This is a genomic window from Collinsella sp. SGI.180, assembly GCF_050313455.1.
Classification (GTDB): domain Bacteria; phylum Actinomycetota; class Coriobacteriia; order Coriobacteriales; family Coriobacteriaceae; genus Collinsella.
This window is the reverse complement of the sequence record NZ_JBNPLL010000016.1, coordinates 34,595-55,292: the sequence shown is the minus strand read 5'-3', so window position 1 is coordinate 55,292 and position 20,698 is coordinate 34,595. Positions and strand designations below refer to the sequence as shown.

Annotated in this window: 19 protein-coding genes and 2 tRNA genes; all 21 read right to left on the bottom strand. The window is 61.9% G+C overall.

Annotated elements, in window-relative coordinates; all coding sequences use genetic code 11:
* Positions 1-42: 42 nt before the first annotated feature.
* Positions 43-129: transfer RNA gene (locus ACQRAP_RS07000), tRNA-Leu, on the bottom strand.
* A 43-nt stretch (positions 130-172) separates the two neighbouring features.
* Positions 173-1,090, bottom strand: a complete 918-nt coding sequence (locus ACQRAP_RS06995) for a TatD family hydrolase (protein WP_427795232.1) — start codon at positions 1,088-1,090, stop codon at positions 173-175.
* Positions 1,080-1,940 carry a 16S rRNA (adenine(1518)-N(6)/adenine(1519)-N(6))-dimethyltransferase RsmA gene (gene rsmA, locus ACQRAP_RS06990; RefSeq protein ID WP_427795231.1) on the bottom strand — a complete coding sequence of 287 codons (861 nt, stop codon included), beginning with the start codon at positions 1,938-1,940 and terminating at the stop codon, positions 1,080-1,082. The genes ACQRAP_RS06995 and rsmA overlap by 11 nt, the downstream gene beginning before the upstream one ends.
* A gap of 107 nt (positions 1,941-2,047) precedes the next feature.
* Positions 2,048-3,649: a methionine--tRNA ligase gene (metG, locus tag ACQRAP_RS06985; protein ID WP_154517665.1), complete on the bottom strand. Its 1,602-nt coding sequence runs from the start codon at positions 3,647-3,649 to the stop codon at positions 2,048-2,050.
* Positions 3,650-3,718: 69 nt separating this feature from the next.
* On the bottom strand, positions 3,719-4,597 hold the full coding sequence (gene rsmI / locus ACQRAP_RS06980) for a 16S rRNA (cytidine(1402)-2'-O)-methyltransferase (RefSeq protein ID WP_427728408.1): 879 nt from the start codon (positions 4,595-4,597) through the stop codon (positions 3,719-3,721).
* A gap of 6 nt (positions 4,598-4,603) precedes the next feature.
* Positions 4,604-5,665, bottom strand: coding sequence for a glycoside hydrolase family 5 protein (locus ACQRAP_RS06975; RefSeq protein WP_427795230.1), 1,062 nt, complete (start codon positions 5,663-5,665; stop codon positions 4,604-4,606).
* Between the two features lie 603 nt (positions 5,666-6,268).
* Positions 6,269-6,341 (bottom strand) — tRNA-Phe (locus ACQRAP_RS06970).
* A gap of 181 nt (positions 6,342-6,522) precedes the next feature.
* Complete coding sequence (locus tag ACQRAP_RS06965) at positions 6,523-6,882, bottom strand: DUF192 domain-containing protein (RefSeq protein ID WP_427795229.1); 360 nt, start codon at positions 6,880-6,882, stop codon at positions 6,523-6,525.
* Positions 6,879-7,355, bottom strand: a complete 477-nt coding sequence (locus ACQRAP_RS06960; RefSeq protein WP_427795228.1) for a hypothetical protein — start codon at positions 7,353-7,355, stop codon at positions 6,879-6,881. The genes ACQRAP_RS06965 and ACQRAP_RS06960 overlap by 4 nt, the downstream gene beginning before the upstream one ends.
* Positions 7,355-9,415, bottom strand: a complete 2,061-nt coding sequence (locus tag ACQRAP_RS06955) for a hypothetical protein (RefSeq protein WP_427795227.1) — start codon at positions 9,413-9,415, stop codon at positions 7,355-7,357. The genes ACQRAP_RS06960 and ACQRAP_RS06955 overlap by 1 nt, the downstream gene beginning before the upstream one ends.
* Positions 9,416-9,491: 76 nt before the next feature.
* Entirely contained in the window at positions 9,492-10,028 is a 537-nt protein-coding gene (locus tag ACQRAP_RS06950) for a TadE/TadG family type IV pilus assembly protein (RefSeq protein ID WP_427795226.1), read from the bottom strand.
* Positions 9,964-10,182, bottom strand: coding sequence for a hypothetical protein (locus ACQRAP_RS06945; RefSeq protein WP_427795225.1), 219 nt, complete (start codon positions 10,180-10,182; stop codon positions 9,964-9,966). The genes ACQRAP_RS06950 and ACQRAP_RS06945 overlap by 65 nt, the downstream gene beginning before the upstream one ends.
* Before the next feature lies 1 nt (position 10,183).
* Entirely contained in the window at positions 10,184-10,414 is a 231-nt protein-coding gene (locus ACQRAP_RS06940; protein WP_154517646.1) for a hypothetical protein, read from the bottom strand.
* Between the two features lie 293 nt (positions 10,415-10,707).
* The gene (locus tag ACQRAP_RS06935; protein WP_427719148.1) at positions 10,708-10,941 is read right to left on the bottom strand and encodes a hypothetical protein; all 234 of its coding nucleotides are present in this window, start codon (positions 10,939-10,941) and stop codon (positions 10,708-10,710) included.
* 10 nt (positions 10,942-10,951) lie between these two features.
* Positions 10,952-11,593, bottom strand: coding sequence for a type II secretion system F family protein (locus ACQRAP_RS06930; RefSeq protein WP_427795223.1), 642 nt, complete (start codon positions 11,591-11,593; stop codon positions 10,952-10,954).
* A complete protein-coding gene (locus ACQRAP_RS06925; protein ID WP_427795221.1) occupies positions 11,590-12,516 on the bottom strand; it encodes a type II secretion system F family protein in 927 nt (308 codons plus the stop codon). The genes ACQRAP_RS06930 and ACQRAP_RS06925 overlap by 4 nt, the downstream gene beginning before the upstream one ends.
* On the bottom strand, positions 12,489-13,817 hold the full coding sequence (locus tag ACQRAP_RS06920) for a CpaF family protein (RefSeq protein WP_427728424.1): 1,329 nt from the start codon (positions 13,815-13,817) through the stop codon (positions 12,489-12,491). The genes ACQRAP_RS06925 and ACQRAP_RS06920 overlap by 28 nt, the downstream gene beginning before the upstream one ends.
* Positions 13,814-15,451: an AAA family ATPase gene (locus ACQRAP_RS06915; protein ID WP_427728426.1), complete on the bottom strand. Its 1,638-nt coding sequence runs from the start codon at positions 15,449-15,451 to the stop codon at positions 13,814-13,816. The genes ACQRAP_RS06920 and ACQRAP_RS06915 overlap by 4 nt, the downstream gene beginning before the upstream one ends.
* A complete protein-coding gene (gene cpaB / locus ACQRAP_RS06910) occupies positions 15,451-16,110 on the bottom strand; it encodes a Flp pilus assembly protein CpaB (protein WP_427795220.1) in 660 nt (219 codons plus the stop codon). The genes ACQRAP_RS06915 and cpaB overlap by 1 nt, the downstream gene beginning before the upstream one ends.
* A gap of 257 nt (positions 16,111-16,367) precedes the next feature.
* A complete protein-coding gene (gene rsgA, locus ACQRAP_RS06905; protein ID WP_427795234.1) occupies positions 16,368-17,321 on the bottom strand; it encodes a ribosome small subunit-dependent GTPase A in 954 nt (317 codons plus the stop codon).
* Between the two features lie 469 nt (positions 17,322-17,790).
* Positions 17,791-20,472 (bottom strand): cation-translocating P-type ATPase, encoded by a 2,682-nt coding sequence (locus tag ACQRAP_RS06900; RefSeq protein WP_427795219.1) that lies wholly within the window; start codon positions 20,470-20,472, stop codon positions 17,791-17,793.
* Positions 20,473-20,698 lie beyond the last annotated feature (226 nt).

Sequence of the window (20,698 nt, the reverse complement as noted above, 5' to 3'; positions counted from 1 at the left end):
CATAACAAAAAAGCTCCCATTGCTGGGAGCTCTTTCAATCAATGGTGCGGGCGAAAGGACTTGAACCTTCATGGGGTTGCCCCCATACGGACCTGAACCGTACGCGTCTGCCAATTCCGCCACGCCCGCGTGCAGGAATTAGAATAACGGAGCACCACCGTGAACGCAAGAACTATTTTTGAAAAAGTTTGCAGGCATTGTCCCACGCAGCTTGCGCAATTGCCTCTGCTTTCTCTCCAGTACGATCGACACGGTCGTTGACCAGCGCGTTTGCCGTGATGGAAATCATTGCCGGCTCACACTCAAGACCGCGAATGGGCTCCGGAGCCATATACGGGCAATCCGTCTCGAACAAAATACGGTCGAGCGGGGTCGCCGCGAATGCCTCGCGCACATCATTGTTGCGCTTAAAGGTGGCCGCGCCGCCATAGGCGATATAACAGCCCAAACCCACAAAGCGCTCCATCGTGGCGCGATCCTCGCCAAAGCAGTGCAGTACGCAACCGGCCTGGGGCACGCCGACCTCGAGCAACACGTTGTACGCATCCACATGCGAGGAGCGCTCCCCATCCGCATCCTCGTGGCGCAGATGCAACTCCACCGGTACGTTACGACGCACAGCAACTTCGAGCTGACGTGCCATGCAATCAATCTGCACGCTGTGGGGCGCCGGCGCGATGCCGTCGTCGTAATCCATGTGGTAGTCCAGACCGATCTCGCCGATACCGACGCATAAGGGATCATCAAGCGCAGCAACGACCTGTGCATGAATGTCATCGGTATAGTCCGGCGCACCATAGGGGTGCACACCGGCGAGATACTTTATCTGCGGAATATCCCGCATCGGTAAAATCTCGCGCACCAGCCAGTCGCTATAGTCCGTCACGCTGCGTTTGTCGGCAATGGGATCAAAGATCGTCACCAACAGGTCGACGCCTGCAGCCTTGGCGCGCACAAGCGTCTCGGGTACTTCCTTGCCCCAAAACGAGAGCAAGTGCGCATGCGTATCGGCAAGCGGCGCCAAGGGCACGGGGCAAGCAACCGTTTTCTTTTTCTTGGTAAACGTCACGCGCTCGTCATTAGGCATCATGGATTAGCTCCTGAGCTAGACGGACAAAATCGGCAACGCCAAGCGTCTCGGCGCGCGTGGTGGGTGCGATGCCGCAAGCCTCAAAGGCGGCATCGAGCACGTCCTTGGCAAAGCCGTTGGCGCTCATGGAATTGCGGATGGTCTTGCGACGCTGAGCAAACGCAGCGTCAATCACGCGGGCCACAAACTCGCGATCAAGCCCCTCGGGCGCTACGCCGTCGACACGGTCGATGCGCACGACGGCCGAATCCACATGCGGCGCCGGCATAAAGCAGCGCGGCGGCACCTCAAAGCGACCCGTCACCTGCGCATACAGGCCGAGCTTTGCCGTATAGCCGCCGTAGGTCTTGTTGCCAGGCGTTGCGGCAATGCGATCGGCAACCTCCTTTTGAACCATGACGACGGCGCGCTTGAGCGCGGGCATCGTCTGGAAGAACTGCAGAATGATCGTCGCTGCCACGTTATAGGGCAAGTTCGCGACAAACACCGTCGGCTCACCGCCCGCGGCCTGCTCAATCTGCCCCGGGCACACCTTGAGCGCGTCGCCCATGATAAAGCGGAAGTTGGCATAGTCGGCGGCATGGGCATCGAGCACCGGCTCGAGCTCGGGATCGGCCTCAATCGACGTGACGCACGCCGCCTCCTGAAGCAGCGCAAGCGTGAGCGTTCCAACGCCCGGGCCAACCTCGAGCACGCGCTCATCGCCCGCAAGTTCGGAAAGCTCGCAAATACGCTCGATCACATGGTTGTCGATCAGGAAGTTCTGGCCCAGGCGATGCTTGGTCGCAAGGCCAAACTCCTCCAGCAGCTCCCTTGTTGCCGTGGGGTTTGCCAAAGGCGAAGTTGTCATAGTTGCCTCCTTAGCATGGTGGCGGCGTCTTGAAACAAAAGGGCATGGACCGTTGCGGCCATGCCCTTACACCTAAACAGCAGATTGCCGATATGGCGCGCGGCGTCTTAACCCAGACGCGGGAACAGCGGCTCACCCTTCTCGACGGGCTGACCACCGGCAAGCAGACCCCAAGCACAAATGCCCTTGAGGTCGTCGCTCGCGGCCTCGTCCTCGCACGACAGGCGGCGCAGGGCCTCGGTAGAAGTCTGGGGCATGAGCGGCATCAGCAGGTGAGCGGCAATGCGGATGGCCTCGAGGAGGTTGTAGATCACAAACGCCAGCTCGTCGGCCTTGGCCTCGTCCTTGGCAAGTGCCCAGGGCTCGGAGTCCTCGATGTAGTGGTTGGCGGCGTGGATGAGCTCCATAACCTCGTCTTTGGCTCCACCGTAATCGAGCACGTCCATCTTGGCCATGTAGCGCTCGGCCAGGCCATCGGCGATCTTTGCCAGCGGGTTATCGAACGCATCGAACGATGCGGGCTTGGCGGGCGCGCAACCATCAAAGTACTTACCGCTCATGTTGAGCGAACGCGAGATGAGGTTGCCCCAACTGTTAGCGAGATCGGCGTTGTAGACCTGCTCCATGCGGTCGAAGCTGATAGCGCCGTCGGTGCCGGGGACCACGTCGGTCATAAAGTAGTAGCGATAACCCTCGACGCCCAGCATGTCGATAACATCCTGCGGGGCAATGGCGTTGCCACGGCTCTTGGACATCTTCTCGGCCTTGCCAGTCTCGGCATTGCGCACGGTCAGGAAGCCGTGGGCAAAGACGTGCTCGGGCAGAGCCTCGCCAATGGCCATGAGCATAGCGGGCCAAATGACGCAGTGGAAGCGAATGATGTCCTTGCCCACAATGTGGAACTGTGCAGGCCAGCGATAGGCCAGCTCGGCACGGGCCTCGTCGGTGTCGACACCGTAGCCGACAGCCGTCATGTAGTTGAGCAGCGCGTCGAACCACACATAGGTCACATGGCCCTCATCGAACGGAACCTGGATGCCCCAGTCAAAGCTCGTACGGCTCACGGAAAGGTCGTTGAGGCCGCCCTCGACAAAGCTACGCACCTCGTTCATGCGGAATGCAGGCTCGACGAAATCGGGATGCTCGTCATAGAGCTTGAGCAGCTTGTCCTGGAAAGCGGAAAGCTTGAAGAAGTAGGACTCCTCCTGCACGCGCTCGAGCGGACGATGACAGTCGGGGCACAGGTGCTGGCCGACGCTGCCGTACTCCTCGTCACCCTTCTGGACCTGCGTGTCGGTAAAGTAAGTCTCGTCAGGCACACAGTACCAACCGTCGTAGCTGCCCTTATACAGGTAGCCAGACTCCTTCATGCGCTCCCACAGATACTGCACCGCATGATGCTGGCGCGGCTCGGTGGTGCGGATGAAGTCGTCGTTGGAGATCTCGAGTTTGCTCCAAAGCTCCTTGAAGTGCGGAGCCTGGCTGTCGGTCCACTCCTGCGGCGTCATGCCATGCTTGGCTGCGGCCTCGGCGACCTTCTCGCCGTGCTCGTCCATGCCGGTCAGGAACTTGACGTTATAGCCGGCGGAGCGGCGATAGCGAGCCTGGACGTCGGCGATGATGGTGGAATAAGCCGTGCCCAGATGCGGATCGGCATTGACGTAGTAGATAGGCGTCGTGATAAAGAACGAAGGCTTGCTTTGATCCATGGGGTTTGTCCTCCAGAAAAACGTTGCATACAGGGGATGATTCTAACGCAAGGGCTGGATATCCTCCATCTATTGCATATTGAGCACCATGGCATAGACATCGCGCTTGCGGCGTGAATACTTCTGAGACAGGCGCTTGGCCACCGCAGAGGCGGGCTCCCCCTCCTCGAGCGCGACACGGATATCCGCGCGCAGGGCCTCATCGGGATCCGCTGCCGCTGCGCCAACCGGCACAATGCCGGCCTCCTCATCTTCACTCGGTGGCGCAATGACCAGCGCAATCTCGCCCTTTACTTCGCCGCGAGCACGCAGCCCCTCGGCAAGCTGGGCGGCGGGCCCGCGCAAGACCTCCTCGTGCAGCTTGGTGAGTTCGCGGCAGACGGCAACCTCACGCTGGGGAAAGACCTCTGCCACGGCCTCGAGCGTCGCCACGATGCGATGTGGAGACTCGTAGAAGATGAGCGCGCCGGGCACCACGGCAAGGCGCTGCAAACGGCGTACGCGGTCGCCGTGCTTTCGGCCCAAAAAGCCCTCGAAGAAAAAATGCTCGCAGGGAATGCCGGACGAAACGAGCGCTGTGACGCAAGCAGAGGGCCCGGGAATAACTTCGACGGGCACATCGGCCTCACGCGCCGCCTCGACCAGCGCCTGGCCGGGATCGGACACGCTCGGCATGCCGGCATCCGAGGCAAAAGCGAGGGTCTCCCCCGCCAGCAGGCGGTCAACCAGACCGGCGGCGCGGCTGGCGATCACATTCTCGTCACAACGGACAAGCGGCTTGGAAATGCCCAGGTGCATCAGCAGCTTTGAGGTCACGCGCGTGTCCTCGCAGCAGATCGCATCGGCGGCGGCAAACGCCTCGCCAACGCGCGGAGACAGGTCGCCCAGGTTGCCGATGGGTGTTCCGACCACATAGAGTTTGCCCGTACGGGCGCTGTTTTGCGTCATATCAACCTATTCAATCATGCCGCGCTCGAGCGTACCGAGCGCCGCGCGGGCGTCCCATGCTGCGATGCGTTTCTCGGTCTTCCACGTTTGGAAGAACCAACCGGCAGCCGGCGCAAACGAAGCCAGCTGATTGGCGATAAACACGCGCTCGTAGGCATTGCGGCCCTCGGGCGTAACCGACGAGTTGGCAAAGATCGCCGCGCCCGACCATTCGCCCACCAGCACGGGGAACCCAGTTGAAATCGCTTCTTTAAGCTCGCGCTTGTTACGCGAAATCGCCGTCGTCAGCCCGCGGGGGCTCGTGATGTCGAGCGCATGCTCGTCGCGGTAATGGTACAGGTGAAGGTCCATGTAGACGTTCTTGTACTTGGCACCGCGCATAAAATGCTTCCACTCGCTGGGATGTCCTGAGGACGAAAAGACGACGATCTTATCCTCGGGCATATACGAACGGACGAGCTCGTAGGCATCGCGATAGAAATTGCGCAGGTAGTGGGCCGGAATGCCATCCGTCATGGTAAAGAGACTCTTGCGGACACTCATCTGCGGCGTATCCAGCAGCTCAATGCCCAGCAGGCTCTCGGCCTCGCCGTAGCGATCGGCCAAGCGCTCCAGCACGTCGAGCGCAACGTGACGACCGTTGGTGGACGAATGCCACTCGGCAACAGCCTCCGGCGTGGTGGGCGAATCGTTGGAATCGCCCTGGCCACCGGGCACAGTCGCTAGATCGAGCAGCACGCGAATGTCGTACTTGGCAGCCCACTCAATTGCACGGTCAATGTAGTCGATAACCGAAATGTAGGACGCATCGGACTCCTGCGAGCCAAAGGCATACCAGGGCACCGGCAAACGCACGGCATTGAGACCAATCTGCGCCATACGGCGAAAATCATCTTCGCTTACGAATGTCTCATAATGGCGACGCATGCGCTCGTTATAGGCAGCAGTGCCCATAGCTTCTTGCAGTTCCGCCGCATTGGACGCACCTGTCGCCGCGTACAGCGACGGGGTCACCCAAGGCTCGGGAATAAACCAGCCAGAGAGATTAACGCCGAGTATCCTCTCCATCACGGCCCCCTTCGAATCGTGCAGGGCGAACCTGCATCGTATTGCATAGGAAAAGTATCGTTTTGAGTATACCCGCGCACACGGACAGCCGATCGAACGGTCTGCAAAGTGGCGCAAAAGTAGGAGTAATGTCTGGGCGGGCACACCCGAGATGGTACGCCAAGATGTGCACGCACGCCGAAGGCAGGCGCCGGAAGGTGCATCCCGTTTTTTTGCTCAATAATGGAATGCATTTTCCGCCAGCAGGCCCAACCGGAAAGCATGTCCCGTAATTTCTCGTCATTCCGGGTCGCATTTTCCCAAGCGCCCCTAAAGCGGAAAGCACATCCCGCTCAGGATTGAAATTCTGGGATGCGTTTTTCGCGGGTCCACATAAAAGAAAAGGACCTCTTTGCAGAGGTCCTAGTCAATTCAAGGTGGCGGGGAAGGGAATCGCGTCCGCGCGCTGCGCGGACGGACCGCTGCGGCGCTTGCGCGCCTTGCGAGCTACGCTGGCAAACGCTATCGCGTTTCCTCAGCTCCGCGCCCTCGCGGGGTTCGATTCCGTGCGGGGGCTACATAAAAGAAAAGGACCCCTTCGCAGAGGTCCTAGTCAATTCAAGGTGGCGGGGAAGGGAATCGAACCCCTGACACGAGGATTTTCAGTCCTCTGCTCTACCAACTGAGCTACCCAGCCATTTGAGGTGTGCCTTGTTTCAAGGCTTGATTAGTATAACCAAGGACGCGCTCCGGTCAACCGAGAATTTGAAAAAAGTTTTTGGACACCACCTCGGTTCTGTAAAGCAGCACGTCAGAGACATCAACCGGCCGCAAGAAGTTTTTCGCCCAGGGCCTTCAAGCCAGCACTCGTTGCAACTTCAAGCCAGCACTCGTTGCAAGACAGTGGGCGATACAAAGACTGAAGGGCGTTCCAGCACCGCCCAAGCACCGGGACAGGAACACATGCGCCAGGGGCGGACATTTTCGTAGCGTGCAAGGATATTGCCGCTGCAATCAATAAAGGCAATGTCGATGGGATAAGCCATAAAACAGGTGTGAACCGAAGAGCAGCATGGAAACGCCATGACGAGCGGCAGTCCGTCAGCCGTAATCGGCACGCGGCCCAGCATGCCGCGCAAGCGTGCGCCAAACGATTCTGCCACCATAAACTCTGCCGGCGACCAACCGAGCCTATTGAGCGCACGCGCGTAGGCGATATAAGACAAGACGGCGCTCACATGACCACCCCCGGTCGCCACGGATCGACCGTAACCGCGCGCTCGTGCGACAGCTTCGCCGGCGTCCCCAGAGAAACGCCGGCAATGCTAAGCAATCTAGGCCACGGCTCATAGTACATGACGCAGGCATAGGTCCTAAACGTCCCGGACAGAGAGAGCAAGCCGCCGTCAGACGACGCCGAGCTCTGCTCGCTCGAGACCTCGACCTGCAGATTATAGCCCTGCATAGCCGCCTGAATCTCGGACTGGACACGCACCGAGGCATCGGCAGAGCTCTTGTCGCCCTCCCCTTCCGGCGCCACAGCGTGCGCCAGCACGATATCGGGCACCACGCGATCGAAGCGCGCAACGGCGCCGGCAAAGACCATGACGTTGTACACAATGAGCGCAAGCGCCAGCAAAACGGGAGCGACCACTGCCATCTCGACCGTCGCTTGGGCGCGCTCCTCGCGCAGACGCATGCGGATACTCATTACGACCCACCGCCCAGAGCGCCAACCAGCGTGGCGACATCGACGGTAAGCGGGATGGAACCACCGCCGGGCAACGGAATCTCCGCAAGTGTGAACACTGTACCGCTAATGGTGCGTTCGACTTGATATTCCAACGCCTCGCAAAGCGTCTTGGGATCGGTCACGCCCAACGGAATACTTCGCAGTTTGTCTTGCGCTTGAGAGAGACCGGCAATGTCAGACCCCGGACTCTTAATGACGTTAGCGGAATCGGTCAGCACCGGCTTTCGCAGGCGCAAGTCGCACGGTTCCAAACCCAGCGCCGCCACGGACGCCGAAACGGTATCGCCGAGCCACGATGCAATGGAGCCCAACGCGCCGCTGCCCCTTCCTAGGTCTTTAATCATCTCGTCCATAAGTTCGTCGGCCGAACCTTGGATGTCTCCGTATCCCACAAGCAGGCGTCCCCAAACATCCATGACGCCATCGAGTACGCCGGCAACGCCGCCCGAGCGCTCTTCCAGTGTCGAGAAAAACCGCGAGAGCACGTTGTTTTGCGCCGTCGCGTTGTCGGGAGCCAAGACCGCGGCAGAGATTGCACCGCGACTGCCGAGCGTAACCGGCTTATTGAATGAAGAGTTGAGCTTACCGGGACTGGTCATATCGCCCGAGACCGCAAAGGCGACCACGCCGTTTCGGCCGGGCGGGGCGATACGCGGCCGCTCGCCCGAAAGCGCCTTGATGGCCTGGTCAAACGCATTACCCGCGCAATCGGCTTCGTCCTCGGTCTGACGCATAAGCTCGAGCTCTTTGTTGCGACATTCGACGTAATCTTCCAGGGCGTCTTTGAACTTGTCAAAGTGGTATTCGAAGCCGTTTTCGATAAATGATGGAGGCATGAGGGCGCGACCCAGGTCAACGACGTCAAATTGGCACTCCTCGCACACATCGTGGCCATCGTAATCGACGACGGATGCCAACCCGCCCGGCGACCCATTCTTATAGTTGGGGCATCCGGTCCCATAGTGCAGGTATGTCTTGCCGCCAATATCACTCGTAGGCCACATGGCATCGGTGTAGAGCTGGGTTCCCTTCACCTCATCTGGAGTGCGTGGCAGGAATGGAATCTGGGATAAGATTTTTTCACCATCATCTTTAATATACGAGTGATCGAGTTCTTCGATTGCATAAGCGTAAAACGCTTTGCGCGCGACAGACTCCGCTTCCATCTCTACACCCCCACCAAGCGGCCTTTCATTTGCCAGGCGCCGGCGGTAATAGGTCTTCGCACGATTTAGGGCGATCTGCGGCTCCCAATCGATACTCGAAGTATAGTGGCGGTTTTGTTCACCCGATAGCTTTGCCAAGCTCCCCGCACGCTCCCACATACATGAGTACTTGCCAATCGCATTCTCATCCGATCCGCCACAGTCCGCAAGCCAGGCGCGCTCTTTGGCCTTCGCCGTATCCTCAGAGGCCTTCTGCAGCTCCACAGCTGCGCGGTCTAAATCTTCCGACGTCTTTTTAATGGCATCGGTCGAGATCTCTGACCCCTCGAGCGCAACAAAGTCCGACTCCGATGTCCTGGGCACGGCGAGCGCTGTGCCGGTATAGATCACGTTATCGGTATCCTGCGCCGAAACAGCCTGCGTAGCTCGCGCGGCAACCAGATATGGCAGAGCCGTTTCGACTTTTTGCAAACCCTCCGACGCACTTTTGGCAAACCTATTGCGCGTTTTAATAATCTCAATCCCGGTATCGACCATATCGCTTGCGGCTATTTTCCCACCCGGCACCAGCATGGCAACCAAGCCGGTGCCGATTGTGGCAAACCCCGCCAGGCCCAAGCTCAAAATGCTCGCATCCACCACCGTGGCCGCTGTATGGTAGGACGATATCACGTTGGCACCCGCCAGAGCACCGCTATCGGCCGCCACCTGGGTATCCCCGGCGCGCGACATACTCCATATCGCCGCCGTCGACGAAAACAGCAGCGTAAGCACCACAAGTATGACGACCGCCGAAGAAAGCGTAGTGTAGGCACCGTCCTCGATAAACAAGTCGATACCGGAGCGGCCCATGAAGCCGCCCCGCTTGCGGCGGGCATTCGACCGGCAACGGCACACGAGCCCTCGCATCATTCGCAGCAGGCGACGCCTAATCCCACGCGGCAATCCACGAATCATAGTCTCCCTCCAGCCATCCGGGACGCGATCGATACGAAACGTCGACTTTCAACTCAACATTCCCTCCTCCCCCCACATTGCCCATGGCCTGCGCGAACGCGCCGATCACGGGCAGCGGCTTTACATCACCCGCGATAGATACAGACGAAACGCCCCCTGCGTCCGCCCGGCCAAGCTCGATATCCCACGACAGCGGTCCGCCGGCGTGAAAGATCGAGACATCGGGCACCGCGGCGAGACGGCGGCGGGCAAACTCCTTGAGGTCGTCGTCCTCCGCCGTCGTCGTGGTCATGAGCCGCGCCGTCTCGGCGGCGGCAGACTCCATGACCGCACGCGTATAGAGCAGGCACACCGGCTGCAGCGCAAGCAGGATGAGCGTCAAAAACGTCGGCAGCAAAAAAGCGGCCTCGACCGTGGACTGCGCCCAATCCTCACGCGCGATATCAATAGAGCGCGATGTCTTTGGCGCCTGCGGCGGCGTCGATAACCGATGTCGAGGCGACGCCATGGGACGCCGCCCGTGCAGCCAACGCCGCCAAGCGTCCGTCGGTGCCGGCGCGCCAAAGCCCCGCAATCGCCAGCACGATGGAAAGCAGCGCCATGGTGACGATGGCGTACTCAACGGTCGATTGGGCAGACTCCTCGCGCAAAGCGTCAAGCATTTCACGATCCCTCCTTTGACCCCGATGCTTGCGGAACCAAGCGCACCGCGCGTAAGCGGCACGAGGCGTCGCCGGCATCCGCGGCAACCGTCACCATGTCGACCCAGCCGCGCCCATCGCGCACGATGGCGCCCCATACGTTGCCCTTGATGTCGAGGTAACCGCTTAGAGCGAGCTGGGCTGTGGGCACCTCGCGATAGACACGCAACAGGTCCGCGGCAGCCTCGGTCATCGGTCGCTCCTCGGCCCATGTCAGCCGGGCTGCGACTGCGTTGTCCGCAGATGGACCCGCCGCAGCATCCGCCCGTTCGTCGAGGGCGCGCAGAAAAGTTTGTGCCGTGACGGCGGCATCCCTGTCGGCCGTGTCCCACGCTTTGTCATCGGGAGGCGCCACCGCGCCCGAGCTCCCATCCGCGACGGCCCCAGAACGCTGCTGTCGCACGGCATTCAGCCCCCAGAGCGTCGCCGCTATCGCCACAATCAGGCAAGCGAGCACCAGCAGCACGCCAACAGAATGCCCGCCTTCTACAGGCTGTTGATGCCGTCTTTGATCGCGTTCCATAGCTTTTCGACGTTGCCCTTAAATGCAACGATGGCAATGATCGCGATTACCACGAGCACGCCGACCAAGATGGCGTACTCGGTGGTACCCTGCGCGCTTTCCTCCTGCACCAGCGCCTTGGCACGTTGACAGGAACGCATTGCACGGTAAAGCGTCCGGCTCCAAACCCTACCCATAACGTCAGCCATTTTGTTCATGTATTCCTCCCTACATCATCCCGCCTGCTCCCAGCAGCGGGCCCAATATGGATAACAGCAGTGCCGGCAAGATGAGCGTGCCGGTGGGAACCAGCAGCTTGACGGGCGCTCGTTCAATCTCGCGCTCGACCGCGGCACGATGGGCGGCGCGGATCTCGCGACTTTGGGCAGCAAGGGTCTCGGCAAGCGGGGCACCCAGGGCGAGCGCTTGACCCACCGTAATGGCAAAGGTCTCGAGCGCCCGCACGTCCAGGTCCTGCGCGGCCGCCAACAACTCGTCCTCGCGCGCTCCCACGCCCACCTGCCACGCCATGCATGCCCGTTCAAGCCGAACAGTCAGCGCCGATCGACGATTGGCGCAAAAGATCTCGAGCGCCGCATCGAACGAAAGGCCGGCGGAAAGCCCCAGGCGCACCACATCAATCATCTCGGACACCTCACCGAGCGAAACCTGCGCTGAGTTGTCCACGCCAAATGCGCCCCTCACCCGCGCAATAGCGGCATCGATCACCGAATGGGCCGCAGCAACGACTAGCACCGCCTCGCCCCTGAAAATCTCCATGGTCTTGCGCACATCCGAGCGCTCCAGGCCCGTCGCGACAAATACGCCGAAGGCGCACAGGCAAGCCGCGGCGGCAACCAGGGCGCTCAAAGCTCCACCCGCATAATGCGTCGGATAACCATTAGGGCAACGCCGTTAAGGGCAAGCCCCAGAACCACGGCGCCGGCGCCTACCGGCGTTGCGAGACCGTAGCGAAAATCTGCCGAAAGCAGGGCCAGCACCGCGCACATACCCGCCGGCATCGCCGCGACCATATGCGCCGACATGCGCGCCTGCGACGTTTTGACATCCAGGCGGCGCTTGAGCTCAATACGCTCCCCCACCATGCTCGACGCCTCGGACAGCAGATCGGCAAGCGGGGCACCGGTCCGCTGCGACACCTTGAGCGCCAACGTGACAAGCGAAAGCCCGGGGGCGTCGATGCGGACAAGCAGGTCGTCGAGCGCATCGGCAGCCGAAATGCCACAGTCGATCGCCGCCGCCACCCGCAGAAACTCGGTATGCACCGGCTCTTGCGCGTGAGCGCCCACAAACCGCATGCCCTGGGCCAGCGAATGTCCCGAGGCAAGCGACATGGAAAGTGCCGTAAAGGCCTCGGGCATGGCTTCCTCCACATCGCGCTGCTCGCGTCGGTGGTCAAAGATGTCGCATGCGGCGCCCGCGGCAAAGGGCGCAACCGCCCCCAAAACAAAGCCGATGGGCGATAGCGACACCACGGCAAGCGCAAGGCAGCAGACGCCACTCGATAGCAACAGGAACGCTAAGCGTGAAGCATCATCCTCAACGACAAGACCGATGCGGCGCACGGGAACCAACGATACCCAGGAGCGGGCGATCTTTTTTAGCAGATCGTTTTCCACCAGCTCACGCGGCAGCTTCTCTGCCGCCGTCTCGAGCGTCTGGCGCACCAGCTCCGCCGGCGGCACCCTCGGCACATGAGGCTCCACTCCGCATACCGTCGCAACCGAAAACCCGGCAAGGCCCCCTACGACGAGGGGCACAACGACCTCCATTCGTCCACCTCCTCCTGTGTAAGCGTTCCCGAGCGCAAGCCCTCTGCGATAAACGGCGGCTCGCGGTTGAGGGTCCAGGTGCGCTCGGCGGCATCGAAGGTCACGTAGCGCTCGAGTTCCACGCCACCCGACGCGCCGCGTCGCACCCCCGAATAGGAGGACACAAAACGCCGGCCGTCCGCATGGCGCTCGGACATCACGATGCCGTCAAGCGCCATAGCGATTTGTTCCTCGATAAGCTCGCTCGGCAGATCGATGCCATAGCGCGCAAGCAGCGTCAAACGCACCACGGTCTCTTGCTCGGTGCCCGCATGAAGCGTGGTGAGCGACCCGTCGTGCCCGGTGTTCATGGCCTGCAGCATGTCGCAACATTCCGCACCGCGTACCTCACCCACCACAATACGGTCGGGACGCATACGCAGGGCGTTGGTCACCAGATCGCGGATTGTCACCGCACCCTCACCCTCAATTGAAGCCTCGCGCGCCTCCAGGCGAACCACATGCGGGTGATGCGCGAACTTGAGCTCGGCGGAATCCTCGATCGTCACGATGCGCTCGCCGGTAGATATCTCGCACGATAGCGCGTTGAGCAGCGTAGTCTTGCCCGACCCCGTACCGCCCGCAACCGCCAAATCTTGGCGCAGCGACACCGCACACGAAAGCAGTTGCGCATACCAAAGCGGCAGCGACCCCAGGCCCACAAGCTCGTCCAACGAACAGATGCGATCCGAGAACTTGCGGATAGTGAGAATCGGCCCATCGATCGCCACGGGCGGAATCACCGCGTTGACGCGATACCCTGTCTTGAGGCGGGCGTTGACGATGGGACTGCGCTCGTCGATACGCCTGCCCAGCGGTGAGATGATGCGGTCGATGAGCACGCGAATCTGCTCGTCATCCTCAAACGCATGCTCGATGGGGTATAAGACCCCGCCGCGCTCAAAGAAAGCCGAGCGGCAACCGTTGACCATAATCTCGGTGACGGTGTCGTCCTCGATGAGCGGCTGCAGCGGGCCCAAGCCCACCACGTCATCCAAGATCTCGTTGATGATGGTCTCACGCTCGGGCGTCGCCAGGTCGGTCGGTTCTTCCACGTTGAGTGCCGCCTCCACCGCAGGACGCAATTCCGAGCGGGCAAGAACCGGATCGACGTAGGCACTGATGCGTGCCACCTCGTCGTAGCCCACGCGGTCCATCACGGCCCGCTTGGTGCGGCGCTTGACCGCACGGCGCCGTCCCACATCGACAGGTGCCGTTGCCGCTGCCGCACCGGCTGCTTTAATTCTCGTTTGCAGGCTCATCGGCAATCACCCTCACGCGACCAGGGAAGGCGGATGCGCGGGCGTTCGGTGCGCGTTGCACGGTCGGCGACCATATCGCTCCAAGAGCCGACGGCGCACCCCAGTTCCACGAGCATCTCACGTGTGGCCTCGCGCACGCTGGTCGCAAAAGCGCTGGTCTGCCCCACTGCCTCGTCAGCGCGCCCAAACGCCATGAGCGCGGCGAGATCCTGCCCGCCATCGGCGATACGAATCTTGGAGCTCAACGCACAGGCAATCTCAAAGCGCATGGCGACATCCTCGTCCGCCCCACGCGCGCCAAATCGGTTGAATACGGCGCTCATGCGCGTGCGCGGCACGCCCACACGGCTCGCCAGCTCAATGACGCGCGCTGCAGACGTCGCAGAAGAAACTGCCGCATCACCCACGACAAGGCAACGGTCGCACGCTGCCACCGCAGCCGCCACGGCATCGCCCCAAAAGACCGAGGTATCGATAAGGACCACGTCGGACTCACGACGCAAGATGTCGAGCAGCAGCTCTACCGGACGCGCCATGAGCTCGGCGCGCTCGGGCGCTGCGACAGGCCCCCAAAGCGTAACGCCTGGGGCAACGCGCATCGATGCAGCGACCACGTCTTGCTCCGCAAGTGCGCCCGCGACCGACGGCTCGATAAGTGTCGCCATGTCATGCGGGGCATCGGCGCCCAGCAAGTCGTAGAGATTTCCAAACATTAGGTCCAAATCGAGTACGGCAGCTCGCAGACCCAGCAACGAAGCGGCATGCGCCATCGTGGCGACAATCGTCGATTTGCCACAGCCGCCCGATCCCGAGACGGCGCAGATGACCGGAGCTCGATGCGACGTCGACGCAGTGTCTGCCAGCGGTGCAGGGGCTGACGACGTGGGCGGCAACGTCCCCGTCTCGCCAGCCGCACCCAAGTGCTGCGTCCACGCCGGCACGGCAGGCTGCTCAAACGGTAGGGGCGGAACTGGGGATTCCGCTGTCACGTCGACGTGCGGGCCATCACCCGCGACAAGGCCCTCGACCTCATCGAGTCCATCGGCCAGGCTCACGCCGTGCACGTATCCCATATCTACGGCCAGGAGGTCTTCGCCATACGGCACCGACGCTCCGGCGTCATCACATGCAAGGGGGCCCGGGGAGCGCCGAACATGCTCGGCTTCCGCTTTCCCATAGTCATCAACACGCGGGCCTCTTGTAGCGCGAGGCGCCCCGGGTTCCCTATCAACAAAAACATCGGGCTCAGGCGACACGCCCCAATCGGAATCAACCGCTCCCTCGCCCACATGTCCGCTGCCGCATATGCTGTGCGCAGCGATGACCTCGGTCGCCCCCGCGCGAAACAGCCCCTCGATATCCGACGGATCGAGCGCCTCTATCAACACGACGACGCGGCTCACGCGTCCTTCGGCAGTCAGGCGCGCGACGGTCTCTCGCACATCTTTAGTATCAAACAGGGATGCCGCGATAATGGCAGCGCCACGGCGCGAAGGAAACGCCCGAGCCATAGACACCAACCCGTCTAGGTCGCCCACGCGAAGCACCTGCGCGCCCGCATCGCGGCCCTCGACTTCCTGCTGCAGCAGTCCGTAATCGCCACACGCGCAGCACGCAAGCCAGATCGCCTTCATCACTCGTCGCCTCCGCTCTTTTTGCCGCGTGCCGTGGCGGGAATCGTCAAGCTGACCGTTCCCTTGCCCGAGGCTCCCAGCAATTCCTTGACGTCTTTGGGGTCGGCCGCCAGCGTCACCCACTCGACCTTGCCTTCGCGCGTGGCACCGGCCTCGTCGCTGGTATCGATCACATGCGCGCCGCACAGCCGGTCGGTCACGCCGTCTTTTTGCACGTACACATCCACGTAGCTGCCCACGCCTGCGGCTCCGCCCACCGAATGCTCGGCATCGACCGCCACCGAAACGGCAACCTTGCCCTTGGGCACCTCGAGCGTATGGCTCTCGGCTTTGGTGTAGACATCGCAGACCACGGCATTTTTGGGAATACGCGAGGTCGTCACGTCGCCACGCACCTGGCGCAGCTCGGTCGCCGCATCGCGCGGCAGCAGGCTCGCGAGCCACTCTTGGGTTACGACATTGGTCTCGTCGAGGGTCTCACCCACATCGATATCACGTGCGGCAACGCAAACTTCGACGCGATCGCCGCCGTATTTGGCCAAGGTTTCGGCCTGGGCCTGCTCAGCCCGCGAACGAACCGATGACCCGTAAACCATGCAGAGTGCCGCGGCGAGCACGCCCGCTGCCAGACTGATGGCGATGCGCTTGCTCTTGTTCACGGCAGCTCCTCTCAAGACAGCACTGGGCGGATGGGATGCCCGTACCACTATTGTCCGAGCGGCCAAGCAACAAAACAGCGCGATCACCATCTTGGTTTTAAGTGTCAAACCAATTACCAGCCAAGAGCTGACCAACCCGTCAAGCCCGCGGCAAGGTTTTGGTCGGCGCGTCGGCAAAACGCTCATTTAAGGGCGCATCGCCAGTAAAAAAGCCGCCTCCCGCACAGTTGGAAGACGGCTGTCATAGATAAATTCAATTACAGATGGACATCGGGATCGAGCATTTGGGCACTCACACGCATGGATGACGCCAAGTTTTGGAACGTTTCCAGGCGCAGACCATCGATCTGCCCGGCATCGGCGGCCTCGCGAACGGCGCAGCCCGGTTCGTGGGTATGCGTGCAGTCGCCAAACCGACACGCACGCGACGCCTCGACGATCTCGGGGAAGGCACGCGCCAGGCCCCGCTCGTGACCAACGAGCGGCAAACTGCGCAGGCCCGGAGCGTCGGCAATGACGCCGGCGTCGCCCGGCAGCGCCACCATCACGCGCGCGACCGTGGTATGGCGGCCTTGGTCGTCGCGCTCGCGCACACCACCGGTAGCCAGCGCATCGTGGCCCAGCAGCGCATTGAGCAGCGTCGACTTTCCGGCCCCCGACTCACCCAGGATCATGGCGCACGTTCCCGCCGGAACACAGGCGCGCACCTCATCCAAACCACGGCCTTCGGCAGAGGACGTCACGATAACGCGCACGTCCGGGCCCACCAGACGGCGCACGCGATCCAGATCGCGCTCGAGTTCCGCGGCCTCGCAGCGGTCGGCCTTGGTAAGCACCACCACCGACTCAGCATCGCAGTCGAGCGCCAACACCAGCGAGCGCGCCACGCGGTCGAGCAGCACTTCGCCGGCGCCAAGTGCCTGCACGATCAGCACGCTATCCACGTTGGAACAAAGCACCTGACGCTCGCCGCGGGCGCGGCCACGCCAACGCTCAAAACTCGTGCGTCGCGGCAGGACGCATTCGATTACGCCCATGTCGTGCCCGGGTGCACGACGCACCGCCACACGGTCGCCCACAGCCGGCAGCAGTACCTCGTCCTCGCCGCGCGACTTGGCAAACCCCACGGCATGCTCGGCACGAAAGGTATCGTCGGCCGTCACCACCAGCGGAAACCCGCGATCTAAGCGCACCACGGCGCCCAGTTGCATCTGCTCGGGCTCCTCGGCTTGGGCGCAAAAATCGTCAAATGCTGCCTGCTGAGCCGCGGCGACCGGCAGATCGCCAAACGCCGGAACATCCTGCAGCGCATCGAGTCCCGGCACGCTCGCCAGCAGCTCCTCGGCAGACGCGGGGGCTTCGGTCGCAAGCTTCCGACGACGATCACGCTTGGCTCGCGCCCCCGTCGTCTTTTTCTTCGCCTTAGCCCTAGCCTTGCCCACAAGCGCCTCCCAGCTCCACAAATCACAACTGAGCAGGTATTTTAAATCAAAAAGAGCTGGCCGGGCAAAGCCCGACCAGCTCACATACTTTCCCTCAGCCAATGGTCCCGAGAGGCCATCCGAAGGCCCGACCGCCGAGAGGGGTTTCTTCTGAGCGATCCCGCAGCGCGAAGCGCGAGGACCAGCGAAGAAGAAACCCCGCAGGCGGTCGGGCCGGTGGGAAGGATGGCCTTTCGACCTACTCCTTCTCCACCGCGCGCATGATCGCCTTGTAGATCTCCATCAGCGGAATGATCAGGAAGGCAAGGCCCAGCGCGGCGATAACGCCCTTGAGCTCAAGCGTCACGGGGCCAAAGAACATTTCGGCAAGCGTCGGCTGCACGGTTACGATCACCGTCAGCACCAGCGCCAGCGCGGCAGAGGCCCACAGCCACTTGTTCTGCTTCTTCATCTTAAACAGCGACGTGCGGCGGCTGCGCATGTTAAAGCAGTGGAAGATCTCGACCATGTTGAGCGTGATGAAGGCCATCATCACGCCTTCCTCGTCGGCGACGCCGGCGATCATATCGGAGATGTGGATGTAGCCCATGTCAAAGTACACGCCCACAAAGAAGCTCGCCAGCACCAGCGCGGCAATGATCAAGCCCTGGACCACGCAGTCCAGGCCCATATTGCCGGCAAAGACGCCGTCCTTAGCGTTGCGCGGCTTGCGCTTCATGATGTCGCCCTCGGCATCCTCCATGCCCAGCGCGAGCGCGGGGAAGCAGTCGGTGACCAGGTTCACCCACAGCAGCTGCACCGGCTGGAAGATGGTAAAGCCGATGAGCGTGGCGATAAATACCGAGAACACCTCGGCAAGGTTGGCCGAAAGCAGGAACTGGATGACCTTGCGGATGTTGTCGTAGATGCGGCGACCCTCTTCGCAGGCACCGATGATGGTGGCGAAGTTGTCGTCGGCAAGCACCATGTCGGCGACGTTCTTGGTAACGTCGGTACCGGTGATGCCCATGCCGACGCCGATGTCGGCGCGCTTGATGGACGGGGCGTCGTTGACGCCGTCGCCCGTCATGGCCACGATCTGGTCGCGCGACTTCCAAGCCTCGACGATACGGGTCTTGTGCTCGGGCTGGACGCGGGCGTACACGCCGTAGTCCTCGATGTGCGCGTCGAGTTCCTCGTCGCTCATGCGATCGAGGTCGGCACCGGTGATGGCATGGCTGCGATCGGCGACGATGCCCAGCTGCTTGGCAATGGCCACGGCGGTGTCGATGTGGTCGCCCGTGATCATGACGGTGCGGATACCGGCATCGTGGGCCTCGCGGATGGCGTCGGCGACCTCGGGGCGGACCGGGTCAATCATGCCGGACAGGCCGCAGAAGACCAGGTCGTGCTCGAGCGCGGCGGGGCTGCAGTCGCTTGGGACCTCGGTGTAGGTGCGGCTTGCCAGCGCCAGCACGCGCAGGGCCTCGTCGGCCATGGCCTTGTTGGCGGCCACGAGCTCGGCACGACGCTCCTCGGTCAGGGGGACGACCTTATCGCCCTCGTAGATGTGGGTGCACAGGCCGATCACCACGTCGGGCGCGCCCTTGGTGTATTGCTCGTACTCGCCGTCCAGGGTCTCAACGACCACGGACATCATCTTGCGGCCCGAGTCAAACGGGGCCTCGCCCACGCGCGGGTGCTCGGCAGTCAGACCAGTGAGGCCCGCCTTTCCGGCATCGTTGACGAGCGCGCACTCGGTCGGCTCGCCCACGGCCTCACCCAGTTCCTCGTCCCACTGGGCATCGGAGCACAGCGCCATGCCTGCCAGGAACTTCTCCTTAGGCGCAGCGAGCTCGTGCTTGACGACGGTCATCTTGTTTTGGGTAAGGGTACCGGTCTTGTCGGAGCAGATGGTCTGCGTGCAGCCGAGAGTCTCGACGGCAGAGAGCTTGCGGATAATTGCCTGGCGCTTGGCCATCTTGGTCACGCCAAGCGACAGCACGATGGTCACGACGGCGACCAGGCCCTCGGGGATGGCAGCGACGGCGAGCGAGACGGCGACCATAAAGGTGTCGAGCAGGGCAGTCGGGTCGGTAAGGACGTTGCCCACGCCGTGGCGGACGATGTCGACGCCAAAGATCACGACGCAGATGACGATCACCATAATGGTGAGGATACGGCTGAGCTCGGCGAGCTTCACCTGCAGCGGCGTGAGCTCTTCCTTGGCCTCGGCCAGGGCACCGGCGATCTTGCCCATCTCGGTATCCATACCGGTGCCGACCACGACGGCGCGGCCACGGCCGTACACAACGGTGGAGCCCATGTAGCACATGTTCTTGCGGTCGCCGAGCGGCACGTCATCGGTGCCCGCGGCAAGCTCGATCACGTTGGCGTGCTTCTCGACCGGCACGGACTCGCCGGTGAGCGCGGCCTCTTCGATCTTCATCGTGGCGCTCTCGAGCACGCGGCAGTCGGCCGGGACGGAGTCGCCCGCCTCGAGCATGATCACGTCGCCGGGTACGAGCTCGGCGCTCGGCAGGTGCACGAGTTTGCCGTCGCGTAGAACCTTGGACTGCGCGGCGCTCATCTCCTGAAGGGCCTCGAGGGCCTCCTCGCTCTTGGCTTCCTGGACCACGCCCAGCACCGAGTTGACGATAACGACGAACATGATGATGGCGACATCGGCAAAGTCCGCCTCGCCCTTAACCATGCCCGTGAGCGCGCTGATAACGGCGGCAACGATCAACATGATGACCATGGGGTCGGCCATCTGCTCAAAGAAACGCTTCCACAGCGGCGTCTTCTCGGCTTCCTCAAGCTTGTTAGGGCCTGTCTTGGCGAGGCGCGACGACGCCTCGTCGTTGCTCAGGCCGAGGTTCTCATCGACACCTTGGTCGCTGAGCACCTCCGCCGCGGCGGACAGGTATTCCTTTTGCATATAGAGTCCCCTCCTGGGATTCGGGCCACTCAGCAGATTGATGCCCGATCATAATTCCCAGGAGAAGGGCAAGGGCTCATCAAGGCTGCCGTGCTGAGCGGCAGTTGATAGTGGAGCTATGGTACCCCAAAGCGACGCGTCTAGCCAAAACAATCCATTTGGAAATATGGTCCGTATGCAACGATGCGGACCGTGTGATGCTCAATACTGATAAAACGTTTTTTCT